Genomic DNA, 22,938 nt, shown 5'->3' on the forward strand with positions numbered 1-22,938 from the left:
CCTCGGCCGCGAACGCGCGCGGCCCTCGCCTACTTTCGTTGGCGCCATCGCTCAGACGCCAACTCCTGAGACAGCCATGTCACGAGCGCCGACACGCGTGCCACCCCTTGCCGGCGTTTCGGCACATGGGCTCGGAACCAAGTCTCCTGCAGGGCAAAAGAAGGGAGCACCTTCAGCAAAGACCCATCGTCGAGCGCCTGCCGTGCCACGTAGGCCGGCAATGCGGCGATGCCGAGACCGGCCAGTGCGGCGGCCAGCAGCGTGCGATTGTCGTCGGCCAGGAGACGCGGGCGCAGATCGACTGCGATCGTGCCGCGATTGGTCTGGAACTGCCAACTCGGGCCCGAAGGCTTGAAGCACAGGCAGCTGTGGTCGACCAACTCGCGCGGGTGCGCCGGTAACCCGTGGGCCGACAGATACCCGGGCGTGGCGCAGACCACGGCGTCGACCGGGCACAGCGGGATGTCGACCACACCCTCGTAGCTAGCCGAGCGGCCGCTGATCGCGACGTCGAAACCCTGTTCGGCGGGATTCGTCGATAGGTCCACCAGTGCGAGTTCGAGCGTGATGCCGTCGTGCATGCTCAAGAAGCGGCAGAGCGCTTCGCCGAGGAACAGCATGGTGAGCGTGGTCGGCGCCATCACGCGCAGATGGCCCTCGAGCTTGCTCTCGTCGCTCGACACGCTCTCGAGCAGCTCGTCAAAGCTTTGGACCAGCGTCCCGGCGCGCGACTGGAACTTCTCACCCGCCTCGGTGAGCCGGACCGCACGTGTCGTGCGCTCGAACAGCCGCGTGCCCAAGTGCTTCTCGAGCTGTCCGATGCGCTTCGCGACCACCGAAGGCACGACGCCGAGTTGACGCGCCGCCTCGGAAAAGCCGCCATAGCGGGCCACCAGCGCAAAGGTCTTCACGTGTTGATAGGTGTCCACATTCGTTCCAAATATCGTTAACTGATACTCCGAAATTGCTTAAATTATGCTTGATGTTCATCAATAAAATTGCGGAAACGAGCCGGAAAGAGCTTCGACAACCCTCACCGGAGACACGCATGATGAAATCCTTCCCCGGCCTGCTGGCCGCCGCCGGCGCAATGCTCGGCCTCTTGGGCGCCGCGCATGCGCAGGCCCAGAGCTATCCGACCAAACCAATCAAGATCGTCACGCCATTTCCGGCGGGCCAGGGCCCTGACGTGCTGCTGCGCATCCTGGCCGACAAGATGGGCAAGACGCTCGGCCAGCCGGTCATCGTCGACAACCGGCCCGGTGCCAGCGGCTTCATCGCCTTCGATGCGGTCAAGCGGGCCGCGCCCGACGGCTACACCCTGGGCCAGATCGACAGCTTTCAGGTCGGAACGCAGCCGCACCTCTTCACCAAGCTCCCCTACAACGTCCTGAAGGACTTCGATCCCATCACGCCGCTGGTTCGCAACAGCTTTTTCGTCGCTGTGCCCGCCAACTCGAAGTGGACCACGATGGGTGACCTGATCGCCGCTGCGAAGGCCAAACCCGGGGCCGTCTCCTATGGCTCGTGGAATGTCGCCAGTCCCGCCCATCTTGGCGGTCTGCTGCTTGAGTCGACCACCGGCACCAAGATGACGCACATCCCGTTCAAGGAAACGTCGCAGCTCTACCAGTCGGTCGCCAATGGCGAAGTCGACTGGGCGATCGGCAGCGCCGCCTCCGCGGGCTCGCTGCAGCAAGCTGGCAAGCTGCGCTTCATCGCGGTGGCAGCACCCAAGCGAACCCCCGGATATGCCGACGTGCCGACGGCAAAGGAAGCAGGCGCGCCGGCCGGCTGGGAAGTCAGCGGATGGAACGGACTGCTGGCGCCCAAGGGCACCCCCCAGGACGTGATCCTCAAGATCAACGAAGCCGTCATTAAGGCGCTGGACGAGCCCGATGTGCGCGCCAAGCTGGCCACCTTCACCTATGAGCCTTACACGATGAAGCCCGCCGAGATGACCCGGTTGATGGAGACCGAAATCGCCAAGTGGGGCCCGACCATCAAGGAAGCGAGCATCAAGCTCGATTGAGCCGCACCGCTCGCTCGCCCGCATAGGAGCCATCCATGGCACGCAAACACATCGATGTCGAAGTCTTCAGTGTGCGGCAGCTAACGCCGCGCGTTCGCGAGTTCCGCCTGCGCACGCTCGACGGCGCGCCGCTGCCGGCCTATGGACCGGGTGCGCATGTCGAGGTCCATACCGGCAATGCACAAACCGGCCTCGTCGTACGGCACTACTCACTGATCGGCGGCGACGTGGAGGCGGACGATACCCGCGATACGTGCCGCATCGCGGTACAGCGGGAGGATCGCGGCGGCGGCTCGGCGTACATCCACGCGAACTTCGAGGTCGGTACCCGGCTGCAGATCTCTGCGCCCACCAACAACTTCCCGCTGGACCGGCGCGACCATCACAGCCTTTTGATTGCCGGTGGCATCGGCATCACACCCATCTTCTCGATGGTCCGCAGCCTGGCCCGGCGTCGACGCGAATTCACCGTGGTCTACGCCGGGCGCGAGCCGGAATTCATGGCGTACCGCGAAGCGCTGGTCGCGGTAGCTGGCCACCGCGTTCGCCTGCACATCAGCGGCGGCCAGGACACGGGCAAGCTCGATCTCGACGCACTGATCGCGGCGCAACCGGTCGGCACCACCGCCTATGTGTGCGGTCCGGCAGCGATGGTGGAGGCCACGCAGGCGGCGGGCCGCGCCGCCGGCTGGGAAGCGGAACGCATCCGCAGTGAGCTCTTCGGCGCCGGTCCTCAGGGTGACGAAGTGGCTTTCGACGTCGAACTCAAGCGTTCGGGCCGCGTGGTCCGGGTTGGCAAGGACGTGAGCATCCTCGACGCGCTGATGGCTGCCAAGGTCGACGTGTTGTGGGACTGCCGGCGCGGCGAATGCGGCCTCTGTCCGCAGAGCGTTCTGAAGGCGGACGGCCCGATCCAGCACCGCGACCAGTACCTCTCACCGGAGGAGCGCGAGGCCGCAGACACCCTGTGCATTTGCGTTTCACGCATCCGCGGCGAGCGTCTGGTGCTCGACCTCTGATTCATCGAAAAGGACCCCATCATGGAAAAAGTTCTTGAACACGTTGTCGAGCAGGTCATCCTGCATCCCCGCACGCCGCTCGCCGAGCCCGCCTTCGAGGCCGGCGGCTTCGCCGACCACAACACGCCGCTGATTCGCAATTGCTGGTACGTGGCCGCATTGAGCAGCGAGGTCTCGCGCGAACTCACGAGCCGGCGCCTGCTCGGCGTCGACGTGGCGCTGTACCGCACGCTGGCCGGCGAGCCAGTCGCGGTGCGCAACCGCTGCCCGCATCGTTCTTTCCCGCTCGCCAAGGGCCGCCTTGAGGGAGACACATTGATCTGCGGCTACCACGGCATGCAGTTCGACCCGTCGGGGCGCTGCGTCAACATGCCGTCGATGCCCAACGTGCCGACCAACGCGCAGGTGCGCAGTTTCGACGTCGTCGAGCGTGCACCTCTCATCTGGATCTGGATGGGCGACCCGGACCAGGCCGACGAGGCGTTGATTCCCGACACCCATTGGTTGAACGACCCGGGCTGGAAGAGCGTCAGCGGCCAGTTCCACCTGAAGTCCGACTACGTCTCGATGCACGAGAACCTGCTCGACCAGACGCACTTCCCCTTCCTGCATCCCGGCGCCATCGGCACGCCCGAGTACGCGCGTTCGAAGCTCAAGATCCGGCGCGACGGCGAGGTGGTCATCATCGATCGCTTGCTCAAGAACTCGCCGCCGCCCGGCGTCTATGCCGTGCCCACGGGCCTTACGGGCAAGCCGGTCGACCGCTACTCCGAGGCGCGCTTTCAGTCGCCGGCGCTGCACACCGCTTTCGCGAAGATCGTCGACCCTACGCCGCCGCCCGGGGCCATTGCCGAGTACCGCTTCAACATCACGCACATCTTCACGCCCGAGACTAACGGCAGCATCCACTACTGGTGGTTCAACTCGCGCAACTTCGACCTCGAGAACAAGTCCTCCGACGAATATCTGCACGCGGCCTCGGCCAAGGCCTACCTCGAGGACGTCGATGCGCTCGAATGGATCCTCGACGTGGTTCAGAAAGACACCGAGCAGCAGTTCGACCTCAACTTCGCGCCCGACAAGCCGGGCCTGCTGATGCGTCGCGCCCTCTACGACCGCGCTGCAGCCGAAGCCGGCTACGCCCTCTGATCGATCACCGCCAAGGAGCGCCACTGTGGCCAGAATCATCGGGTGCATCGGCACCTCGCACGTGCCGACCATCGGCGTCGCCTACGACAAGGGCAAGCAGCAGGACCCGGCCTGGAAGCCACTGTTCGACGGCTATCTGCCGGTCGCGAGCTGGTTGGCCGAGCAGAAGGTGGACGCGCTGGTCATGATCTACAACGACCACTGCACCAGCCTCTTCTTCGATCTCTATCCCACCTTCGCGCTGGGCATAGGCGCACAGTTCGAGGTCGCCGACGAAGGCGCCGGCCTGCGCGACCTGCCGCCGATCCGGGGCGACGTCGAGCTGCAGGCTCACGTTGCGGAGTCGCTGGTCAACGACGAATTCGACATCGCGGTGTTCCAGGACAAGGCGATCGATCACGGTTGCGCCTCGCCGTTGCCGCTCTTGTGGCCACACAAGCCCGATTGGCCCGGCACGGTGGTGCCGATCGCGGTCAATGTGTTGCAGTTCCCACTGCCGACGCCGCGCCGCTGTTGGCGCCTGGGCCAGGCCATACGCCGCGCCATCGAGTCCTACCCGAAGGACTTGCGCGTGGTGGTGGTCGGCACCGGCGGTCTGTCGCACCAGGTGCATGGCGAGCGCACGGGCTTCAACAACGAAGACTGGGACGCGCGCTTCCTTGAACTGCTCGAGCATGATCCGCAGCAGCTCACAGGCATGACGCACGCCGACTTCATCCGCCTGGGCGGCGCCGAGAGCGTCGAGCAGATCATGTGGCTGGCGATGCGCGGCGCGATGAGTCCGCGTGTGCGCAAGCTGCACCAAAACTACTACCTGGCAACGACCACTGCGATGACGGTCGCGCTGTTCGAAGATCTTCCCGAAGGAGCCGCGGCATGAACCCCCAGCTCGAAGGCGTCGAGTCAATCGCCGGCACCTACGTGTTCGACCTGCGCGTGAGCAATCGCGCGCTGAAGCTCAATCGTTTCTTCTGGCAAATGATCGGCAAGCCCTGGCGCGAGCGATTCGAGGCCGACCCGGAGCAGCTGATGGCCGAGGCCGGTCTGAGCGAAGAGGAGAAGAGCTTGGTGCGCGCTCAGGACTGGATCGGCCTGATTCGCCATGGCGCCAACTTCTTCGTGCTCGAGAAATTCGCCCGCGTGTCGAGGACGACCAACCTCGAGGTCTACGCATCGATGCGTGGCGAGAGCTTCGAAGACTTCATGAAAACCCGCCGGGTGCCTGACGCGCGATAAGACGACGCGGGCCCGACGCCACCCACGACGCCCCAGGAGACAAATTTGACCCAACCGACCGCAGTGGACGTCAAGGCGTTCATCAACGACCGCCCCATGTCCGCAGCCCAATGGCTGCTGCTGGCCCTGTGCTTCCTGATCGTTGCCGCCGACGGCATCGATGTCGCGATCATGGGCTTCATCGCCCCCGCGATCGTGCAGGAGTGGGGCATCTCCCGCGCGAGCTTTGGCTTGGTGATGAGCGCCGCGCCCTTCGGTCTCGTGCTGGGCGCGCTGGTGGCTGGCCCGTCATCGGACCGCTTCGGGCGCAAGAAGGTGCTGATCGCCTCGGTGCTGCTGTTCGGCGCCTTCACGCTCGTGACCGCATTCGCGCGCGACCCGATGGAAATGGCGATCCTCCGGCTGCTGACCGGACTCGGCCTCGGTGCCGCGATGCCCAACACCACCACTTTGCTGTCCGAGTACGCCCCCGAGAAGCGTCGCTCTCTGCTGATCACGATCATGTTTACGGGCTTCGGCGTCGGCTCGGCTGCGGTAGGTTTCGCGGCGGCTTACCTGATCCCCGCACATGGCTGGCGTTCTGTGCTGCTGATGGGTGGCCTGCTGCCATTGCTGCTCGTGCCCTTCTTGGTGCTATACCTGCCCGAGTCCGCGCGCTTCATGGTCGTGCGCGGACGCAAGCCCGAGGACATCGCGGCGACGCTGGGTCGGGTCTGCCGCGCGACGTTCGCGGCCGGCACGACCTTCTTCGCGCCCGAGCCGCCCGTGACCACCAAAAGGCCGATCGGCGTGCTGTTCTCGCCGGGCTACGGGCTCATGACGGCATCGCTGTGGGTGACCTACTTCATGGGCCTGCTGGTCATCTACCTGATCACCGGCTGGCTGCCCACGCTGATCAAGGATGCCGGCCTGCCAATCTCGACCGCCGCCAACATCACTGCAATGTTCCAGACTGGCGGAACGGTCGGCGCGATCCTGGCAGGCTGGGCCATGGACCGCATGCGGCCGACTTGGGTCATCGCGGGTTCCTACCTCGGCGGCGCGCTCTGCGTGATAGGCGTAGGCGCCACTGGCGCGCTCTCGGCCTCGTTGTTCCTCTGGGTACTGGCTGCCGGCTTCTTCATGAACGGCGCGCAGACTGGCCTCAACGCCTTCGCCCCGAATTGCTACCCGACCGTGGCGCGCGCCACCGGCGTCAGCTGGATGCTGGGCATGGGCCGCTTCGGCAGCATCCTCGGATCCGCCGTGGGCGGCGTGCTCGTAGGGCTCGGATGGGGATTCGGAGCGATCGTCTCTGCGTTGGCAGTTCCGGCGGCGATCGCGGGGTTGGCGATCCTAGTGGGCCGACGCAACGGGCAGGCTTTGCCGACCCAGGCTGTGGGCGTTGCGCACTAGGAGTCCAGCGGCGCGGCGGTCTGCATCCAGAGAAAAGCGGACTGCTCCTGGCGTGCTTCGTCCTGCCGGTCACGCTTCCGACCGGAAGTCAGACCTTCATTTCTTCCAGCGTCTTCCCACCGGCTAGCGCATCTTTGAGCCAGCGCGGCTGCGGGCCGCGACCAGTCCACGAATTGCCGGCGCCATCCTGAAACAGCACCGACCATGGCCGGCGCTTTGGCGAAGCGGCCTTTGCCGCTTTGATGCTCTTGGCTATCACCGGGGCAGCCGCACCCGTCTTCGCGCGGAACGACTCCAGCGATGCTCCACCGGCGATCGCTTCGCGCAACCAACGAGGACGTGGGCCACGACCTGACCAGTCCTGGCCGTTGCCATCGTGGTACTTTGCGCGGGATGCTGGCTTGCCGAGGATCTTTGCCTTGCCAGGGCGCGTCGCACCACCAAAGCCAAGTTGTTCAGCCGTCAGGCCATAGTGCTCGATCGCGGTCTTGATTCGCGCGATAACGCCGCCAGTCTCCTTTTGGCGAAGAGCGTCGGCTTCCTTCTGAAGCTTTGCAATCTTTTGCTGGATCTGAGAATAAGTCTGAGTCATGAGTCACCGTAGTCGGATTGGGGAAGTGGTAGCTTACGCCCAGTGACTCGGGGCCCAAATCGGCCCACTTTCCTACTTTTGACAGTTTCACTCCCAAGGAGGAAGCGGCCGGGTCACGTCTTGGCCATCCGCCTGCGCGAGGAAACGGCCAGCTGCATTGGCGGCCATGACTAGCCGCTGTACGTCTCTCTCACTCAGGTCCTCGCGCGCCTCAAAACTGAACCCACAAAGAACTCCATAGAGCGAGCCATCGGTAAAGCGAACGGGCACGCCAATGTGTGCACCCAGCCTTTCGTACGCGCTCGATAGGCCGTAGGACGCACGAACTCTGGCGACACTCTCCAGAACGCTTGGCATGCGGCCGTCGACGATCCTCTGGCAAAGGGTGTCTTCCAGCGAGTTCGACCCGCCTAGCTTCAGACCATCCGGCAATTGCTTGGCCGAGACATGCCTGAAGATCCTCTGCCCGTCGACAAATTCTCCGAGAAAGACAACTTCGAGTCGCAGCTCTTCGCGCACCACCCGCAATAGATCGCCGATCATTCGCTCCGCATCCGAGACATGATCAAGTCGATCGGCTTCCGCGGTGACCGCGACCAATTTCCCCGGGAACTCCGCCCCGCTTACCAAATGTGCTTCCACAACGCACTCCCTTCGAACCTCGATGCTAGGGGGCGGGAAAGCGTCGCTGCAGCGAAAACCATTCCAGAAATCACGAAAGCACCGGCGAAATTTGCGGACAGGGTGCTGTCTAGGTCGGGCGCATCCGGGCGACGGGCTGAATCGATTGGAAACGTCGCGGCGAACCCACGCTCGAAACCAGCTCCCAAGGGTTACCTGAGCCATTCGACGAGCGAATCGGGTGCGCTGTACCGCGCCGAGACCCCATAAGCATCTATGTCACGACGACCACCTGGCTGTGAATCGCCGCAGGCCAGTCCGCTTTGCCACCTTCTTCAAGACTCAGCCTGGCGGGAGGCGTCCGCGATCGACTTCGCCTACACGTCGCGTCTGGTGGAAAGGAACACTACTCGCCGAGAGACGCCATCAGCGCCGGCGCCGTCAAGCCGCACCGGATTCTGGCGTCGCTGCCAGAAGTCGCGGGCAACGATCGAGCGCTGGCTCGAGAACGCGGCAAGCGTGGGCCGAGACGAATGGCGATGAAATCCGCCCGGCGCAGTTACATCGCATAATTACACCGTTATAGACATTTTTGGCGCTATTGTCTAGAATGGTTAAAATCCAAACCTTCTTCAACCATCTCTTGCGGGCTCGACCGAGTCTGGTTCGTCGAGCCGTTACAGGGCTAAAATTCCATCAAAATAGACATTTCAAAGCGTATTTGTCTAGAATGGCGGGATGCCAAGCAAGTCCCCCGTTATCTTCCCGCAGGAGCAACGGATGCTCACGCAGCTCGGAGAGCGAATCAAGCTCGCCCGCCGTCGGCGCAAGCTAAGCACGCTGGTCGTGTCCCAGCGCGCGGGCATTTCCCGCACCACGGTCTATAAGGTCGAGGCAGGTGAGCCGGGCGTCACTCTGGGCACATACCTTCGCGTCTTGGCCACGCTCGGCCTGGATGGCGACCTCGACGCGGTCGCCTCCGATGACAAGGTCGGCCGCACGCTTCAGGACCACGGATTGCTGTCGACGTCAGCCTCCAAAAAGCGCCTCAAGGCACCGTCCCCTCCGAGCGACGCCAAAAACCCCTTGAGGGAGCGCTCATGACTCCTCACGGAAAGGTTCTGGAGGTGTGGCTCGACTGTGATCTCGGTCCGCCCTGCCTCGTGGGCACGCTCGCCCACGACCGCGGGCAGATTCGATTCCAGTACGACAGCGATTGGCTGTCCGACGATCGCGCGTTTGCGCTGGACCCGGATCTGTCGCTGGCCGCCCAACCGTTTTTCCCGAGAGCCGAGGTCGGCAACTTCGGCGTATTCCTCGACTCCTCGCCAGACCGCTGGGGACAGACGCTTATGAAGCGCCGAGAAGCGTTGCAGGCGAAGGACGAGAACCGCGCCCCGCGCACCCTCTACGCTTGGGACTACCTTATCGGCGTTCAAGACCTCACGCGTCAAGGAGCGCTGCGCTTTCGCCTGCAGGGGACCGATGAATTCCTCGGCAGCGAGAAGATGGCAGCCCCGCCGGTTACCACGCTTCGCGAGCTGGAAGCCGTCGCCTACCAGCTCAGCAGCCGCCGGATCGACGATCTCGACGCATTGCGAAAGTGGTTGGCGGTCCTGGTGGCCCCAGGCGCATCTCTCGGCGGCGCGCGCCCGAAAGCGAATTTCACGGAGTCCAACGGCTCACTCTGGATTGGAAAGTTTCCTGCCCGAGACGATGACAGAGACGTGGGTGCATGGGAATTTGTGGTGCACGACCTGGCGCAGAAGGCTGGCGTTGACGTGCCCAATGCCAAGCTCATCCGCATGAACAATGACTTCCACACGTTTTGCGTCGAGCGCTTCGACCGCGCAGCCGGGATCCGAAGGTTCTACGCGTCGGCGATGACACTTCTTCGGAAGGAGCAGAGCGAGGGCACCAGCTACCTCGAGCTGGCCCAGTTCATCCGCCACCACGGCGACGGCGCACACGTGGACACGGATCTCGTACAGCTCTTCCGCCGGGTCGCGTTCAATGTCGCCGTGGGCAACCGGGACGACCACCTCCGCAACCACGGCTTTGTGCTTGGGGCGAGCGGGTGGCGCCTTGCGCCGGCGTTCGATGTGAACCCGAACATTGACAAGGCAGAGCATGTGCTGAACCTCGATGACTCGGACAATCGGCCGAGCTTGGCGACAGTGCTGAGCACGGCCGAGTTCTACGGGCTGAGCGCAGAGGAGGCCGCATCGATCGTGGAACACGTGGCCGACGTCGTGGATCACTGGCAAGCTGTCGCCGCGAGGCTCTCGATCTCAAGGGCCGATGTGCTGCTGACTGGAGCGGCGTTCGGCGCCCACGCTGAATATCGGGCCGCCGATGCCTCAGTTGCGCAGCCTCCCCACAGGCCATGATGTTCCATTCATAAGGCGACCGGTCGTCGACTCGACGCAGCGAAGGGGCCATCGCGCACCTCTCGCGATCCTGCGACGATCGCCCTCAATGACCATCGCCTTCGTTCCCTCGCGCCTTGCCAATCTGGAAGTCTTCCGCGATTCCGAGTTGAGCGAGTTGCACCAGCTTGCCCGGGCCAGCCCGCTTCAGGGCCTCCTTCGAGACCCAGACTGGCGGGAGGCGTCGGCGATCGACTTCGCCTACGCGTCGGGCCTGGTGGAAGGGAACACCTACTCGCGGGAAGCCGCCATCGCATTGTTGACGGCCGGGACCATAGCCCCGGGCAAGAGACCCCAGGAAACGCAGATGCTGCTGAACCTGCGCGATGCACACGCGTTGATCCTCGACAACGCCCGCGAGATCGTCCAGGCCGGTCTCGCAGGCTATCGGGACATCCACACCATGCTGATGCGCGGGATCTTGCCCGCCGAGCAGCTCGGCGCAACGCGCTCCACCAGGCTCGTTCGCATCACCGGCACGGACTACATACCGCCGGACGGCGCGGCCTACCTTGATCGGCGGGCGGCTGAGATCTTGGCGGGCCTGGGCCACGCGGCCAACCCGTTCGACGCCTGCCTCTACGCGGCCTGCAACCTGTCGTACCTCCAACTGTTCGAGGACGGGAACAAGCGCGCTTCGCGGGTCTTTCAAAACGCGATCCTGATCGCCGCCGATCTTCCGCCGGTCCTGTTCCCTCCCTCGATGATCGACGCCTACATCGGCGCCCAACTCGTCTACTACGAGACGGGGGACTTCCTAATGCATCGCGGGTTCGTGCTGGACGCGTACCGGCGGGCATTCCGGGAGCGCGTCTCCAAAACAGCCAACTGATGGGTCGCTGACCAAGATCAGACTGCGGCATCTTCACACCCCTCAAGGCCTCGCGGGTGAGTTGCATCGGGAGGCGGGCTTCGTCTTCAACTACACCACCGGGGAGCGCAATCCGATCCATGCTGGGCGACTCGTTTGCTCAAAAAATGCGCAAGGCCTGGGATGACGGCGTGCTTCTTGCGCGGCCTGCCGGGAAGGTGATCTCGGGGCATTCCCTGGCCACCCAGGAGGACTTGGACGCCGAGAACGATCCAGACGAGGCAGTGGCTCCGCGCGGATGAGATTCTCAGTGCGCTTGCGCCTCGCATGAAATCGGTCAGGCAGAAGAATTCAACCGCTGCATCCACACCCGCATCAGCTCGACGCACTCCAGCTCAGTCACCTTGCCGCCCTCTGCGGCTCGCGCGGCGGTGTCAACAAACGCCCGCCTGACGGGGGACAACTTCTGAGCTGCGCGCGTCGTGAGTGGGGTCCATTCATCGTCGCCGGCAGCCGCTCCTGCCTTCTCTGGCAGCAGGGCCAATACCGAGACTCCAAGTGCATCTGCAATTGCAATCAACGTGCTCACCGCTGGATCAGAGTCCCCTCGAAGGATCTTGCTGATGCTCGACTGCGCAATCCCACACTTCTTCGCGAGTTGGACCTGAGTCTTGAGCTTCGGGTGGGCCTCCATAGCCTCGAGAAGCCGGGCACCCAGGATGCCAGTGAGTTCAGTGCGAGGCGGCGGAGGTGGACGAGGCATGAACGATGGCCGCTGTGAAGTTGGTCACCCAGCATACCGCGACCTACGCTAGCGGGGACCGCGCGAAGCGTCAGCCGCCTCGGCGTCCTGCCGCTCAGGCGCGCCGATCTCCTTGATGCTGCGGATGATCAGGGTGCCGAGCTGGCGCGTATTGAGCGGGTTGCCTCTCTGGTTCAGCAACCCCACGTTGAGCCGGATGGCCAACTCGCGCAGCACCGGCTTGGCTGGCACCTGGGGCTGACCATCGCGCAGGACCTCGATCGTTCCGCTTTCGAGCTCGCGCACCAGGAACCCGTCAAGCGTCGCTTCCGAGGCGAGCGGCGACGTCTCCCGCGGCGCAGACCGGTTGGGAGCAAGGCGTCGCAACGGGATGTTCAGCCGGCCAGACCCTCGATCCTCATTCATGAGCTGACGCGCATCGGCAATCGGCTTGTCCAGCAGGGTCTCGACCTGCATCTCCTCCGTGTTGATCCGCAGGACAAACACTCGATCGACCTGGTCGAGCGTGTTCGGATTGAACGAGATGAATCCATCGAGCCCACTCTGAGCGGTGGTCTTGACGGAGATCCGTTCATTGATGGCGCTCACCACGTCGTAGCCGCGCTGGTTCACCTCCGTGGCCATCTGCCCGTTGGTGATCATCGCGACGTACAGCTCCCCGATGCGGCCGCACAGGTGCCGAAGCTCCGTCGGGGCGACTCCCCAGGAGATCTCGCGCTCGAACCAGGACATCGCCTCGCCCAGGGACTGGATCAGCTGCATCTGCGACATCGCCACGGTCTCGCTCCTTTTGGGGTTGGCGGATTGTGACGGATGGGATCCCGACGGCGCCGGTGAGCGGGTCCATTGATGGGCTGGACTACCTCCCAGCAGACGTCAGGCCCGTCGTTGTTCGGAGCTCATGCGCCGTTCGAACTCAGCCGCAAGATGCCTGAAGGCGCGAAGGTCAACGCTCCACTCCAACTTTCCCACCGTGTCATCAAAGGCCGCCGACGCCCCCCGTCGAGCAAGCGACCGCTGGTCCGGTAATACCGCCGCCAGCTTCTCAACAGTTGCTCGTGACAGCCCCTCGATGATGGCGACCGGATTCGACCCGTCGTAGTCCGCACATAGAACGTGGTGGCCGTTCCAGCTGCGCAACTGGGTCTTGTAGGCAGAGCCTCCCGCTCGCTCAACGCAGCTTCCGTCCGCATCGAAGCGGCGTGCCATCAAGGCCGCAGTCCTTGGGTTCTCTTTTCCGGCGAGCGTGAAGCGCCACGCCCCTTCGCTCGCTATCAGCTCCTCGCCCTCCCAGCTGTCGGCGAGTTGCATTCGCGAGTCCTTGGACTGACCGATTCCAAAGAGTTGCTCAAGTGGACCCTGATCGCCACTACCAATCGCTCTCGCAACAAGCTCCAGCAAGTCCTGATCGTCGACGAACACACTCTCGACCGCTCCTATCGAGATCCGTTCGTAAGTCGACAATGGGTCATCCAGCGCACCGGATTTCCTTTCCAGCCAGTAGCTCGAAATGCCTCCCAATCCGCCGACCGCGAGGGCTGCTCCGCTCCAGTTCGACGTCAGCTCGCTCGGAGCGCGTGAAAACAAATCGGCCACGGCATCGATGCCGTCCGAATAGAAGTCTTCAACCACCCCTGGCTCTTCCGAGCTGGAACTTTTCTGCATGAACCATGGCAACGAGGAGAACTGCGCACCTGCACCAGCGAGATGGTTCCACGAAGGCGCGTCAAAGGCGGCAGCGGCCACTTGTTCGAGAAAACTCCGGTTGGGCTCTGGATGGCCGCAGCGCGCACAGAGTACACGCGCCGAGAAGAGCCATTCCTTTGGCACCGGGAGATGGCTTCGCTCGGCCGACGGAAATGGCGCGCCTGTGCCCTCTCTCCTTGCGGGTGCTCCATTCATGACGAGCTCCGATAACCCCGGCCATCGACGCGCGCGTTTGAGCAACTCCCGCTCAACGTCATCGAACTTGCGCAACCCGATGACGGTTCCCTCAGCGCGCCGCCGGATCTCCTCGCTTGGCCGTCGCATGTTCATCGGACCAATGGTCGCCAGACGCTCTGCGCCCAGCCAAAGGTCGAGCCTTTCGCGATCCCTTGCAAGCGTCAGTGAAGTGGGAAGCATCCTTCGGAAGCGGCAGTCCTCGACCAGAAATGCCACGGCGTGAGGGAAGGACTCAACACATCGGATCTCCAGGTCGAAGTCGTCGGAACCACCAAGTTGAAACCGCTGGACTGCGAGCCATCGAGTGGGCGCGGGCCACCGCATCAACCGCTCGCTCGCATTTAGGTCCTGCCTCGAAAATATCCGATCCAGCGTAGCGTGCCAATGTCGGCCAAGGTGAGTCTCAAGATCGCCGAGCAACGGCTCAACCCTCTTGCGCAGTTTCACCCACGGACCATTCCACGTCTGCCAATGGTCGTCGCTGGACAAACCGTCGTCGTCAATTGCGGGATTGCTCATGTCTACCTCGAACAAACGGGCGAAGCGGTGTGCACATTGCCGCGCCCAGTTCAAGGAAGCTAAGCGGGAGGGAGAGTAGGCCCTGGTTCACCATCCGCGGAATGCGGGTGCACGGCGGGCTCGGGCAGCCTTGGCACTTACTCTACGGCGTTCAGCGCAGAATTTCAAGCCCCTAGGCGGACACCGGTACGATCGGCGCATGACCGATTCCCTCGACCTTTTCGCCCGATCCCCTGCCCTACTCCGCATGCCTTCGTGGCTGGGCGCGGGTGTGACCGAAACGCACGAACTCCCCTTCGAGCCGGGCGACTACAAGATCACCCCTGGCGATCGGTGGACCGTGACGCTGCTGAAGACTGGTGAGACGGTCTACTCGGGCCTCGGGCCTGTTGAGATCGTCCGCGTCAAGGCATAGCGTCCCGGCGGCGGCGGCGCGCGAAACCCGAGCGGCAGTCGACCCTATCTTCGTTCCCGCACTACAGGCCTTTCCCGCGAAGCGCGCGTCGGCATGAATTCACGCACCGATCGAATAGGATCCGCCATTTTTGGCCCAAGTCCACACACAGCATGAAACTACCTTTGATCGCCCTCGCCTTCGCCGCCGCATCGCTGTCTGCCCATGCAGACCTCGACGGAGAAGGAGACTTCTCCAACGGCAAAGTCACCATCGGCAAGGCCTACGGCGCTCGGGGTGCTACGGAGTTCACTTCAAGCGCCTGCGCAGGCAAGGCCTTCTACCCGAAGTGGAACGAGGCGACGAACAGCTACTCGGGCAGCGGCGTCACGATCGTCGAAGACGCGAAGAGCACGCGCCTCGAAGTGACGGCGCCCAACGCGTGTTTCCCGAAGGGAACGTATCGGCGCGTTCAGTCCTAAGCCTCCTCGTCTTCCCATCGATTCACTTCGAGACCGAGCGGTCGTCAATGCGTTGATCCTCTGGATCCTCCGCGAGTGCCCTCAAGATGGTCGGCCAGTTCGCGCAGCAATCTCGGTGCCTCCTTGGCAAAATCGCAGCTCTCAGTGAGCGCCTCAAGAGCTTGAACGGAATAGCCGCTTCCCTTCGGCCCACCAACGACGACCAGCATGACCGCACTGGCCTGGGTCTCATTGAGCACCCTTGCGCACAGGGAGTCGTAGATGCTGGCGTCCATTGCTATAGGCATGCGTCTTCCTTCGTCTGCATATTGAAGGTGTAGCTTAACAACGCCAGGTCGGGATGCCGTCGCCGGGAAGTGTTCGATCCCGGAGTCAGCTCGGCCTGGTCATCAGCACGTCCGCGATCGTCGAGCCACCATGCGCCACCGCCGCCTCGCGCACAAGCGCTCCTGGCTCCAGATCCATCTCGACCATGTTCGCCACAAATTCGATCAGCGTCTCGCGGTCGAGCATGCCCGGGATCGGGTCATCGACGCAGCCGAACCCAGCGAGCAACGCACCGTCGACCAGGCGGTACAGCAGCAGAATCCAATGGTGGTTGTCGAGTTCCGGCGACTGCTCGGCCGTGGCGATGAATCCTGGCGCCGCGGCGATCGCGCGCAGGCCCGCGGCGAACGCCTGCAACGTCTCTGGGGACGCCATCGATCCCTCCTTCTGCTGCGCCGCCTGGCTGGCGCTGGCCATCGCGACAGCAGCGAGCGCGCGCAGCTCGGGGCTATCGGATCCTTCGACCTCGGCCTTCACTGCGACCAGCTGCCCCGGCGAGATCGCCGCGGCCGCCACCCACAAGTTGCTGGTGTCGACCAGGTAGACGAACGCGTCAGCTGCCAGGGGCTGCCGTCCCGCGTGCAGATCTAGGCCCCAGTTCGGCCTGGGCTCTTGCTCGAGCGCAGCAACGGCCTTCCAGAACGAGCGCTCCGGGCCGGAAGTGGCGGCGACGCGCCGCAACAGCGCCTGGGTCTTGATCGATGACAACTTTTGACTTCCAAATACCGATTCCCCCGAATGCTACGCCTCCCGTCGGACAGCCCAAGCGCCGCCCTGCCCTAGCGCGGTCGCCAGCGCCTCCCGTAAGCTGCTACTGCATGAAACTCCTCGTCCTCTCAGACCTGCACCTCGACAGCGGCGCGTTCCGCGTGCCAGAGGTCGAGGTCGACGCCGTGATCCTGGCTGGCGACATCGCAGGGACCGCAGCCAAGGCCCTCCGCTGGGCACAGCGGCCCGGCAACTTCGGCGAGCACACGCCCATCATCTTCGTGCCGGGCAACCATGAGTTCTACAGCGGGGTGATGGACACGGCACTGGCGGACATGCGCCAGGCGGCCTCCAGCAACATCCACGCGTTGAGTCCCGGCGAGGTCGTGCTGCACGGTGTCCGTTTCCTTGGGACGACCCTGTGGAGCGACTTCGCTCTCGCGATCGAGACCGACGGAGGCGCGGTCAGCGATGTCGCTCGCGCCATGGAGGTAGCGCGTTGGAAGATGAACGACTACAAGTGCATCCGGGTGGCGGAGAACGTCAGCCGCAGCGGGTATCCCGACAGGGTGAACAGGCGCAAGCGCCGACTGACGCCCGAGGACACGGCCGCGCTTCATCTCATGCAGCGTCGGTGGCTCTCCGACAAGCTGGCCGAGCCTTTCGAGGGGACCACGGTCGTTGTCACCCATCACGCCCCGCACCGCGGATCGCTCCATCGGAAGTTTGCTTCGCAGTGGCTCTCGGCGGCGTATGTGAATGAGCTTCCTGCGAGCTTCTTCGAGGTCCCCAGTCTCTGGATCCATGGCCATACGCATGACAGCATGGACTACCAGGTCGGCAACACCCGGGTCATCTGCAATCCGCGCGGCTACGCGAGCGCCTTCGAGCCCCAGCTGAATCCGGCGTTCATCCCCGGGCTCGTGGTCGAGATCTGAGCGTGCCTGTTCGCGGCAGGAGCATGTCGCGGGCATATTTTTTCAATCTGCACTAGCGCGAGTTCGGATGCGGTCCGTATGCTGATTGCATGACCTCGCTCGCCATCGAATCCGCTGCCACCGCCGAAGACGACCTCGCCTACATCAACGATGAGGGAACTCCGGACCTCGCGTCCTACGACCGGTTCGTCTGCTTCTTCTCTACGGGCAAGGACAGCCTGGCCATGGTGCTCCACCTGCTGGAACTGGGCGTGCCGGCGAACAAGATCGAGCTGCACCACCACAACGTCGACGGCGACCCGGCAGCGGGCGAAGGCCTCATGGACTGGCCTGTGACGCTGGCCTATGGTGAGGCCGTCGCGCGTCACCTGGGCATGGGGTTCCAGACCTCCTGGAGGGAGGGCGGGATCGAGCGCGAGATGTGCAGGCAGGAGACCCGAACAGCACCGGTGGTCTTCTACAAGGACGGCCAGCGCATCCAGACCGGCGGCGTGAACGGCCCGCTCGGCACCCGGCGCAAGTTCCCGCAGAAGGCGGCCTCGTTATCGGTCAGATGGTGTTCAAGTGCTTCGAAGATAGACGTCGGAGTGGCATACCTGCGCAACGATCCCAAGTTTCAAAACCAGCGCACGCTCGTGGTCACGGGTGAGCGGGCCGAGGAATCTAGCTCGCGTGCGCGGTACGCCACGTTCGAGCAGCACCGCGCGGACGGCCGCGGCGGGAAGTTTGCCCGGCACATCGACCACTGGCGCGCAGTTCACAGCTGGTCCGAAGCGCAGGTGTGGCAGATCATCCAACGGTTTTCTCTGCAATTTCATCCCGCATATGAGTTAGGTTACGGACGCGTTTCGTGTCTTTTGTGTGTTCGGATCGAGGAACCAATGGGCGACGAATCGCGCGATCGCGCCGCGTGCCTTCGGCCGGGTCGCTGCCTATGAGCACGACTTTGGGGTGACGATCGACCGCAAGCTCACGGTCGGTGAGATGGCCGATCTGGGGGTGCCCTACCCCGCAGCGGTGGGCCTATGGGTTGAGCGCGCGATGGCTTACCTTTAGATGACTAAGGTTGTGGAAATTTTCGACTAAGGCCGTGCGAGTCATGGGTTTTTGGCGAACTTTGACATCGTGAATGTTGCTCGGGAGCCAAAGAGACATGCTGGGGCCACCCGGCGGTCTCGTAGGGTTGCCCGAAGCTTCTCCTTTCCAGCTTCAGATTGCTGGTCACAACTGCTTCGACACCGTCACCGAAAGGTGGGAAGTCCCTTCGTATTCGCGGTAGGCGCTTCGCGCACCCCCTGGACACAAGCGGTACGCGCTGGGTGGCTTGCCGGGCTTCTTCCTGCCTGTGCGGGTGCTCTCGCGTCTGTTACGACGCCCCTTCGTAGAAGAACTGCAGCGCCGACACGTCAGAGGTCATCTGCGCTACTTCGGCGAGCAGGCCCCCTTGGCCGATGCGCAGGCATTCAAGACGCACACCAGCGTCGAGTGCCGAATGCGCCAGAGTCAGGAAAGGCTCGCCAGCCCAGCATGGCCAGCATCTGGTAGCGGTAGGCTCTTGTGCTGCCGCCTGCGCGAAGGCGTCGATGCGGTCCTGGTCCACGTCATCCAGTTCGAACTGCCGAGCTCCTTACCGATTCAATCGGCAAGGACGGCCATGCCATAGGTGTTCTCGCTCATCGCTTTGTCTGCGGCGGGGCTTCATGCCACGTCGCGCAGTTCGCGGCGCAAGATCTTTCCGACCGTGGACTTGGGCAAGGCCTCGACGAAGCGCACGATCCTGGGCACCTTGTAGGCGGTGAGCTGCTCGCGGCAATGGGCGATCAGCTCGATCTCGCCGAGGGCGGCGTTCGCCGCCTTGACCACGAACAGCTTGACAGCCTCGCCCGTCTTCTCGTCCGGCACGCCCACGCATGCGCATTCGGCGACACCGGGGCAACCGGTGGCCACGGCTTCGACCTCGTTGGGGTAGACGTTGAACCCGGAGACGATGACCATGTCTTTCTTGCGGTCGACAATCTTCAGGAACCCTTGCGCGTCGAAGATGCCGATGTCGCCGGTGCGGAAGTAGCCGTCGGCGGTGAAGGCGGCCGCATTGGCCTCAGGCTGCTGCCAGTACCCGCTCATCACCTGCGGGCCCCTGGCGCAGATCTCGCCGGCCTCGCCGATGCCGACTTCGCACCCGTTGCCATCCAGCAGCTTGATGTCCGTCGAGGGCATCGGCAACCCGGTGGTGCCGGTGAATTCGTTCACTGCGGCCGGGTTGAAGGTCAGGATCGGAGAGGTTTCCGACAGGCCATAGCCTTCGCGGATGAAGGTTCCGGTGAGCGCTCTCCACTTGTCGGACACCGCACCGATCACGGCCGCGCCGCCGCCGGCGGCCAGGCGCAGGTTGGACCAGTCGACTTCCTTGCCTCGGGGGTGGGCGACAAGCCCCGCGTAGAGCGTGTTGACGCCGATGAAGATGCTCGGACGCGCTTTCTTGAGCGTGTCGAGGAAGCTGTCGAAATCGCGGGGATTGGGCACCAGCCAGTTGTCGGCGCCGACCGAGAAGTAGCTGATGAAGTTCACCATCAGCGCGAAGATGTGATACAGGGGAATCGCCGTGACGACGACCTCCTCCCCCGGGCGCAGGACGGAGGGCATGAAGGCCTTGAATTGCTCGGTGTTGGCCACCAGGTTGCGGTGCGACAGCGCCGCCCCCTTGGACAGGCCGGTTGTACCGCCGGTGTACTGCAGGAACAGCAGGTCGTCGCCATCGACATCGACCGGCGTGAAGGGCAGCCCCGCACCTTCGGCCAGCGCATCGGTGAAGGCAACGGCGCCCGTCAGGCGCCCGTCCACCGGCGGGCTCGGCAAGGAGACGCCGCTGCCGTCGCCGAGGCCGACGGTGACGATGGTCTTGAGCCGGGTCCTGGCCACGACCTCGGCCACGGTAGCGGTGACGCCGCTGAAGACCACAAGGGTCTCGACACCGGCATCGTTGAGCTGGTGCTCGAGTTCGCGCGGCGTGTACAAGGGATTGACGTTGGCCTGCGCGGCACCGGCGCGGATAATGCCGAGGAAAGCGATCGGGAAGGCCAGCAGGTTGGGGGTCATTACGGCGACGCGGTCGCCCTTCTTCACACCGAGCTTGCTCTGCAGGTAGGCTGCGAAGTCACGCGAGAGCCGATCGAGGTCGGCGTAGTTGAGCGTCTGGCCTGCGCAGCGCATCGCCGGCCGGTCGGCAAAGCGCTTCATGGCCTGGTCCATCATGTCCACCACCGAGCGATAGGCGTCGGGATTGATTTCGTTCGGCGTGCTGCCGTAGCTGGCCTGCCAATGCCGTTGGGTCGTCGTCGCGTCCTGATACGAGGGCGGTAACGAGGATGCGGCGGCGTGCACGGTGTTCTGGATGGCGTTCACCAGGTTGTCTCCTTGGCTGCAATTTCGCGGGCCGGGTCCTGTGTGTGAACGCCGGGACTCTGTGAGGTGCGATTGTTCCGGCGGGGACCGATTGAGTCCAATGCATAGTTGACCCAGAATCAATGCACTGGATGCAATTGAAGGAGAGGCTGCAGTCGAACACGCGCATGGGCGTCGCGGCGTGGTGGGAGCGCCTGCTGTTCGCACCGAACTTCGTCAACTTCCACATCGACCAGCACTTGGCGCCGACCGTTCCCGCCTACAACCTGCGGCGGATACACCAGTTGTTGAGGGACAAGGAAGTCTTTCAGCAGGCCCACGTCACCGGAGGATATGTCCAGGTCATACGGAGCCTCGCCAGCAAGCGTTGAGGGCGATAGGCCGGCCCGTCTCTATTCGGCCTGAAAGCCGGACAATTTGATGATGGGCGCCCAGCGGGCCACGTCTGCCTCGACGATGGCCGCGAACTCGTCGGGCGACGTGCCGGTCGGCTCGACCCCCAGGTTGATCAGCCTCTGCTGTGACGCCGCCGACCGCACCGTCGTGACGAGCGCCGCCGACCATTCGTCGATGATCGGCCGCGGTGTATCGGCTGGCGCGAAGATGCCAACCCAGCCGCTGGCCACGATGTGCGGAAAACCTTGCTCGGCAAACGTCGCCACTTCAGGAAGTTGGGAAAGCCGCTTCCCGCCGGATGTTGCAAGGATGCGGATGCGCCCAGCGCGGTGCAATCGATGAGATCGGAAACCACTGAGATACCGCAAGGGATGGTGCCCTCGACGAGATCCACCTTCAGCGCTGCGGCACCCTGAACTCATCCATTCGCCAACTTCAGGACCGCAAGCAGGGTTGTCTCGATGTCTTCGACGGGGCTGTTTGCACCCATCGAGGAGGTCGACTCGAAGGCGGCGCCGGAACCCGTCAGCGCTTCACGAACCGGTAGGCGAAACGATCGGTCTCGCCCTTGATCGAGGGGTCGAACACCTTGATCGAGTGCGTATCTTCCTTGTCCGCGAGCAAGGTGCTTTCCGCGTCCAGTACGAAGCCGGCCGCCTCCACCTCCTCGCGGACGGATACCGGCTCAATCCGATGCAGCGACTCAGCGTCGTTCGTGCCTACGCCGACGGCGGCGGCGTGGTCTACGATGACGTAGAACCCACCGGGCTTCAGCCTCTCAAAGACAGCTTGATTGAAGAGGGCCGCTGTCGCGCCTCTGGCCTGAATCAGGGAGGTGTGGAGGTCGTGATAGAACAGGTGCAGCCACAGGACGTCCGCTGGTTGCGTGGCCTCCGGCAGCGCCATGAGGTCCGCGGAGACGACCTCGACGTTCTCGCGGCCCGGCTCCTTCGCAAGCCTGCGCATGCGGCCGACAGGATCGTTGTTGAAGTGGGCGACCTCGGCCGGCACAAAGCTGTAGACCCGTCCTTCGGGTCCCACGATGTCGGAAAAGAGACGGGTCCAGTCGCCGTCACCTGGGTAAACATCGATGACAGTGGAGCCTGCATCTACGCATGCGAACCGAATCAACTCGGATAGCTTGGATTGGTCGTACATCGGGATCTCCGTTGCGGTTTGGGGTTTGGGGTTTGGGGTTTGGGGTTTGAAGAGTGCGCGGCGTGCGAGGGGAAATCCGCGGCTGATCCGCCGTCTAACCCCTCCCGAGTGCCGTGTATTGCGAGCACTACGCCAAGCCGGCCGCGTCCACCTGCGAGGCCCGCGCCAGTGCCTGCGTGTCGATGTACTCCCGGATGCTCGTCAGTCGGCCGTCCCGGACCGTGATGGCGAAGATCCAGTCATCCTCGAACGTTTTGTTCGTTGCTTTGATCTTGCCGCTGGCGAAGCCGATGACCAGGACCCTGTCTCCTTGCGCTACGAACTCCCGGGGTTCCGTGGACGTTTCTATCGACCTGGATGCGGTCTCAAGCAAATCCGCCAGCCCCGCGTGACCGTGGCGCGTTCCGGCCAATGGCCAGCCCTCGCCCGGGATGATCCACTCGATGTCTTCGGCGACCAGCGCCAGCAGACGTTCCCTGTCGCCGCGGCCGATCGCGGCGAAGAAATTCTTCACCGTCTGGACATTCGCTTCGATGCTCATCGTGCTCTCCGTTTCCACTAGATCGGACCTCATCCAATCTCACCGCATAGGCTGCGGACCTGCCGCCGACAACGTCGCGGCT

General features: G+C 63.7%; 26 protein-coding genes and 1 pseudogene. 15 read left to right on the forward strand and 12 right to left on the reverse strand.

Annotated features, from left to right (window positions below):
* Positions 1-29 precede the first annotated feature (29 nt).
* Positions 30-929: a LysR family transcriptional regulator gene (locus tag QTI17_RS29490; RefSeq protein WP_286537254.1), complete on the reverse strand. Its 900-nt coding sequence runs from the start codon at positions 927-929 to the stop codon at positions 30-32.
* 119 nt (positions 930-1,048) lie between these two features.
* On the opposite strand from QTI17_RS29490, the gene QTI17_RS29495 reads away from it, so the two are divergent.
* From QTI17_RS29495 to QTI17_RS29520, 6 genes are read left to right on the forward strand one after another with little or no spacing between them, the layout of a single operon-like run.
* Positions 1,049-2,032, forward strand: coding sequence for a Bug family tripartite tricarboxylate transporter substrate binding protein (locus QTI17_RS29495; protein WP_286537255.1), 984 nt, complete (start codon positions 1,049-1,051; stop codon positions 2,030-2,032).
* A gap of 35 nt (positions 2,033-2,067) precedes the next feature.
* The gene (locus QTI17_RS29500) at positions 2,068-3,051 is read left to right on the forward strand and encodes a PDR/VanB family oxidoreductase (protein ID WP_286537256.1); all 984 of its coding nucleotides are present in this window, start codon (positions 2,068-2,070) and stop codon (positions 3,049-3,051) included.
* Positions 3,052-3,072: 21 nt separating this feature from the next.
* Positions 3,073-4,200 (forward strand): Rieske 2Fe-2S domain-containing protein, encoded by a 1,128-nt coding sequence (locus QTI17_RS29505; protein WP_286537259.1) that lies wholly within the window; start codon positions 3,073-3,075, stop codon positions 4,198-4,200.
* A 25-nt stretch (positions 4,201-4,225) separates the two neighbouring features.
* Positions 4,226-5,080: a gallate dioxygenase gene (locus QTI17_RS29510; RefSeq protein ID WP_286537260.1), complete on the forward strand. Its 855-nt coding sequence runs from the start codon at positions 4,226-4,228 to the stop codon at positions 5,078-5,080.
* On the forward strand, positions 5,077-5,436 hold the full coding sequence (locus tag QTI17_RS29515) for a protocatechuate 3,4-dioxygenase (protein ID WP_286537262.1): 360 nt from the start codon (positions 5,077-5,079) through the stop codon (positions 5,434-5,436). Before QTI17_RS29510 ends, QTI17_RS29515 begins: the two co-directional genes overlap by 4 nt.
* A 45-nt stretch (positions 5,437-5,481) precedes the next feature.
* Positions 5,482-6,831: an MFS transporter gene (locus tag QTI17_RS29520; RefSeq protein ID WP_503011136.1), complete on the forward strand. Its 1,350-nt coding sequence runs from the start codon at positions 5,482-5,484 to the stop codon at positions 6,829-6,831.
* Between the two features lie 88 nt (positions 6,832-6,919).
* Here the strand turns inward: QTI17_RS29520 and QTI17_RS29525 are convergent, their stop codons facing one another.
* A complete protein-coding gene (locus QTI17_RS29525; protein WP_286537264.1) occupies positions 6,920-7,423 on the reverse strand; it encodes an H-NS family nucleoid-associated regulatory protein in 504 nt (167 codons plus the stop codon).
* Positions 7,424-7,510: 87 nt separating this feature from the next.
* Positions 7,511-8,065: a GAF domain-containing protein gene (locus QTI17_RS29530; protein WP_286537266.1), complete on the reverse strand. Its 555-nt coding sequence runs from the start codon at positions 8,063-8,065 to the stop codon at positions 7,511-7,513.
* A gap of 759 nt (positions 8,066-8,824) precedes the next feature.
* Between QTI17_RS29530 and QTI17_RS29535 the strand changes: the two genes are divergently transcribed.
* The 3 genes from QTI17_RS29535 (at position 8,825) to QTI17_RS29545 (ending at position 11,305) form a co-directional block, all read left to right on the forward strand.
* A complete protein-coding gene (locus QTI17_RS29535; RefSeq protein WP_286537267.1) occupies positions 8,825-9,148 on the forward strand; it encodes a helix-turn-helix transcriptional regulator in 324 nt (107 codons plus the stop codon).
* Complete coding sequence (locus QTI17_RS29540; RefSeq protein ID WP_286537269.1) at positions 9,145-10,434, forward strand: type II toxin-antitoxin system HipA family toxin; 1,290 nt, start codon at positions 9,145-9,147, stop codon at positions 10,432-10,434. Before QTI17_RS29535 ends, QTI17_RS29540 begins: the two co-directional genes overlap by 4 nt.
* An 88-nt stretch (positions 10,435-10,522) precedes the next feature.
* Complete coding sequence (locus QTI17_RS29545; RefSeq protein WP_286537270.1) at positions 10,523-11,305, forward strand: Fic family protein; 783 nt, start codon at positions 10,523-10,525, stop codon at positions 11,303-11,305.
* Between the two features lie 316 nt (positions 11,306-11,621).
* On the opposite strand, the gene QTI17_RS29550 is transcribed toward QTI17_RS29545, so the two are convergent.
* The 3 genes from QTI17_RS29550 to QTI17_RS29560 form a co-directional block, all read right to left on the reverse strand.
* The gene (locus QTI17_RS29550; RefSeq protein ID WP_286537273.1) at positions 11,622-12,047 is read right to left on the reverse strand and encodes a helix-turn-helix domain-containing protein; all 426 of its coding nucleotides are present in this window, start codon (positions 12,045-12,047) and stop codon (positions 11,622-11,624) included.
* 48 nt (positions 12,048-12,095) lie between these two features.
* Positions 12,096-12,818: a DUF6998 domain-containing protein gene (locus tag QTI17_RS29555; RefSeq protein WP_503011147.1), complete on the reverse strand. Its 723-nt coding sequence runs from the start codon at positions 12,816-12,818 to the stop codon at positions 12,096-12,098.
* A gap of 105 nt (positions 12,819-12,923) precedes the next feature.
* A complete protein-coding gene (locus tag QTI17_RS29560) occupies positions 12,924-14,510 on the reverse strand; it encodes a hypothetical protein (RefSeq protein WP_286537276.1) in 1,587 nt (528 codons plus the stop codon).
* Positions 14,511-14,709: 199 nt separating this feature from the next.
* Here QTI17_RS29560 and QTI17_RS29565 point away from each other — a divergent pair, with 199 nt between their 5' ends.
* Positions 14,710-14,925: a hypothetical protein gene (locus tag QTI17_RS29565; RefSeq protein WP_286537278.1), complete on the forward strand. Its 216-nt coding sequence runs from the start codon at positions 14,710-14,712 to the stop codon at positions 14,923-14,925.
* 164 nt (positions 14,926-15,089) lie between these two features.
* Positions 15,090-15,386: a hypothetical protein gene (locus QTI17_RS29570; RefSeq protein ID WP_286537280.1), complete on the forward strand. Its 297-nt coding sequence runs from the start codon at positions 15,090-15,092 to the stop codon at positions 15,384-15,386.
* Between the two features lie 44 nt (positions 15,387-15,430).
* On the opposite strand, the gene QTI17_RS29575 is transcribed toward QTI17_RS29570, so the two are convergent.
* Both QTI17_RS29575 and QTI17_RS29580 read right to left on the reverse strand, forming a co-directional pair.
* Positions 15,431-15,661: a hypothetical protein gene (locus QTI17_RS29575; protein ID WP_286537281.1), complete on the reverse strand. Its 231-nt coding sequence runs from the start codon at positions 15,659-15,661 to the stop codon at positions 15,431-15,433.
* Between the two features lie 97 nt (positions 15,662-15,758).
* Complete coding sequence (locus QTI17_RS29580) at positions 15,759-16,421, reverse strand: hypothetical protein (RefSeq protein WP_286537282.1); 663 nt, start codon at positions 16,419-16,421, stop codon at positions 15,759-15,761.
* Positions 16,422-16,531: 110 nt separating this feature from the next.
* Here QTI17_RS29580 and QTI17_RS29585 point away from each other — a divergent pair, with 110 nt between their 5' ends.
* The 3 genes and pseudogenes from QTI17_RS29585 to QTI17_RS35255 all read left to right on the forward strand — a co-directional run.
* Positions 16,532-17,359, forward strand: a complete 828-nt coding sequence (locus QTI17_RS29585) for a metallophosphoesterase (RefSeq protein ID WP_286537283.1) — start codon at positions 16,532-16,534, stop codon at positions 17,357-17,359.
* 89 nt (positions 17,360-17,448) lie between these two features.
* Positions 17,449-18,297 carry a phosphoadenosine phosphosulfate reductase domain-containing protein gene (locus tag QTI17_RS29590; protein WP_286537286.1) on the forward strand — a complete coding sequence of 283 codons (849 nt, stop codon included), beginning with the start codon at positions 17,449-17,451 and terminating at the stop codon, positions 18,295-18,297.
* A gap of 389 nt (positions 18,298-18,686) precedes the next feature.
* Positions 18,687-18,827: pseudogene (locus tag QTI17_RS35255) on the forward strand (IS91 family transposase); the annotation flags it as partial.
* Positions 18,828-19,057: 230 nt separating this feature from the next.
* On the opposite strand, the gene QTI17_RS29600 reads toward QTI17_RS35255, so the two are convergent.
* Positions 19,058-20,740 (reverse strand): AMP-binding protein, encoded by a 1,683-nt coding sequence (locus QTI17_RS29600; protein WP_286537436.1) that lies wholly within the window; start codon positions 20,738-20,740, stop codon positions 19,058-19,060.
* Between the two features lie 152 nt (positions 20,741-20,892).
* On the opposite strand from QTI17_RS29600, the gene QTI17_RS29605 reads away from it, so the two are divergent.
* Positions 20,893-21,132 (forward strand): fatty acid desaturase family protein, encoded by a 240-nt coding sequence (locus QTI17_RS29605; RefSeq protein ID WP_286537288.1) that lies wholly within the window; start codon positions 20,893-20,895, stop codon positions 21,130-21,132.
* Positions 21,133-21,153: 21 nt separating this feature from the next.
* On the opposite strand, the gene QTI17_RS29610 is transcribed toward QTI17_RS29605, so the two are convergent.
* From QTI17_RS29610 to QTI17_RS29620, 3 genes are all read right to left on the reverse strand, one after another.
* Positions 21,154-21,579, reverse strand: coding sequence for a Bug family tripartite tricarboxylate transporter substrate binding protein (locus QTI17_RS29610; RefSeq protein ID WP_286537290.1), 426 nt, complete (start codon positions 21,577-21,579; stop codon positions 21,154-21,156).
* Between the two features lie 103 nt (positions 21,580-21,682).
* Complete coding sequence (locus tag QTI17_RS29615) at positions 21,683-22,315, reverse strand: class I SAM-dependent methyltransferase (protein ID WP_286537292.1); 633 nt, start codon at positions 22,313-22,315, stop codon at positions 21,683-21,685.
* 127 nt (positions 22,316-22,442) lie between these two features.
* Positions 22,443-22,856: a nuclear transport factor 2 family protein gene (locus QTI17_RS29620; protein ID WP_286537295.1), complete on the reverse strand. Its 414-nt coding sequence runs from the start codon at positions 22,854-22,856 to the stop codon at positions 22,443-22,445.
* Positions 22,857-22,938: the final 82 nt, after the last annotated feature.

It is taken from the genome of Variovorax sp. J31P179 (assembly GCF_030316985.1).
GTDB lineage: Bacteria > Pseudomonadota > Gammaproteobacteria > Burkholderiales > Burkholderiaceae_C > Variovorax > Variovorax ginsengisoli_B.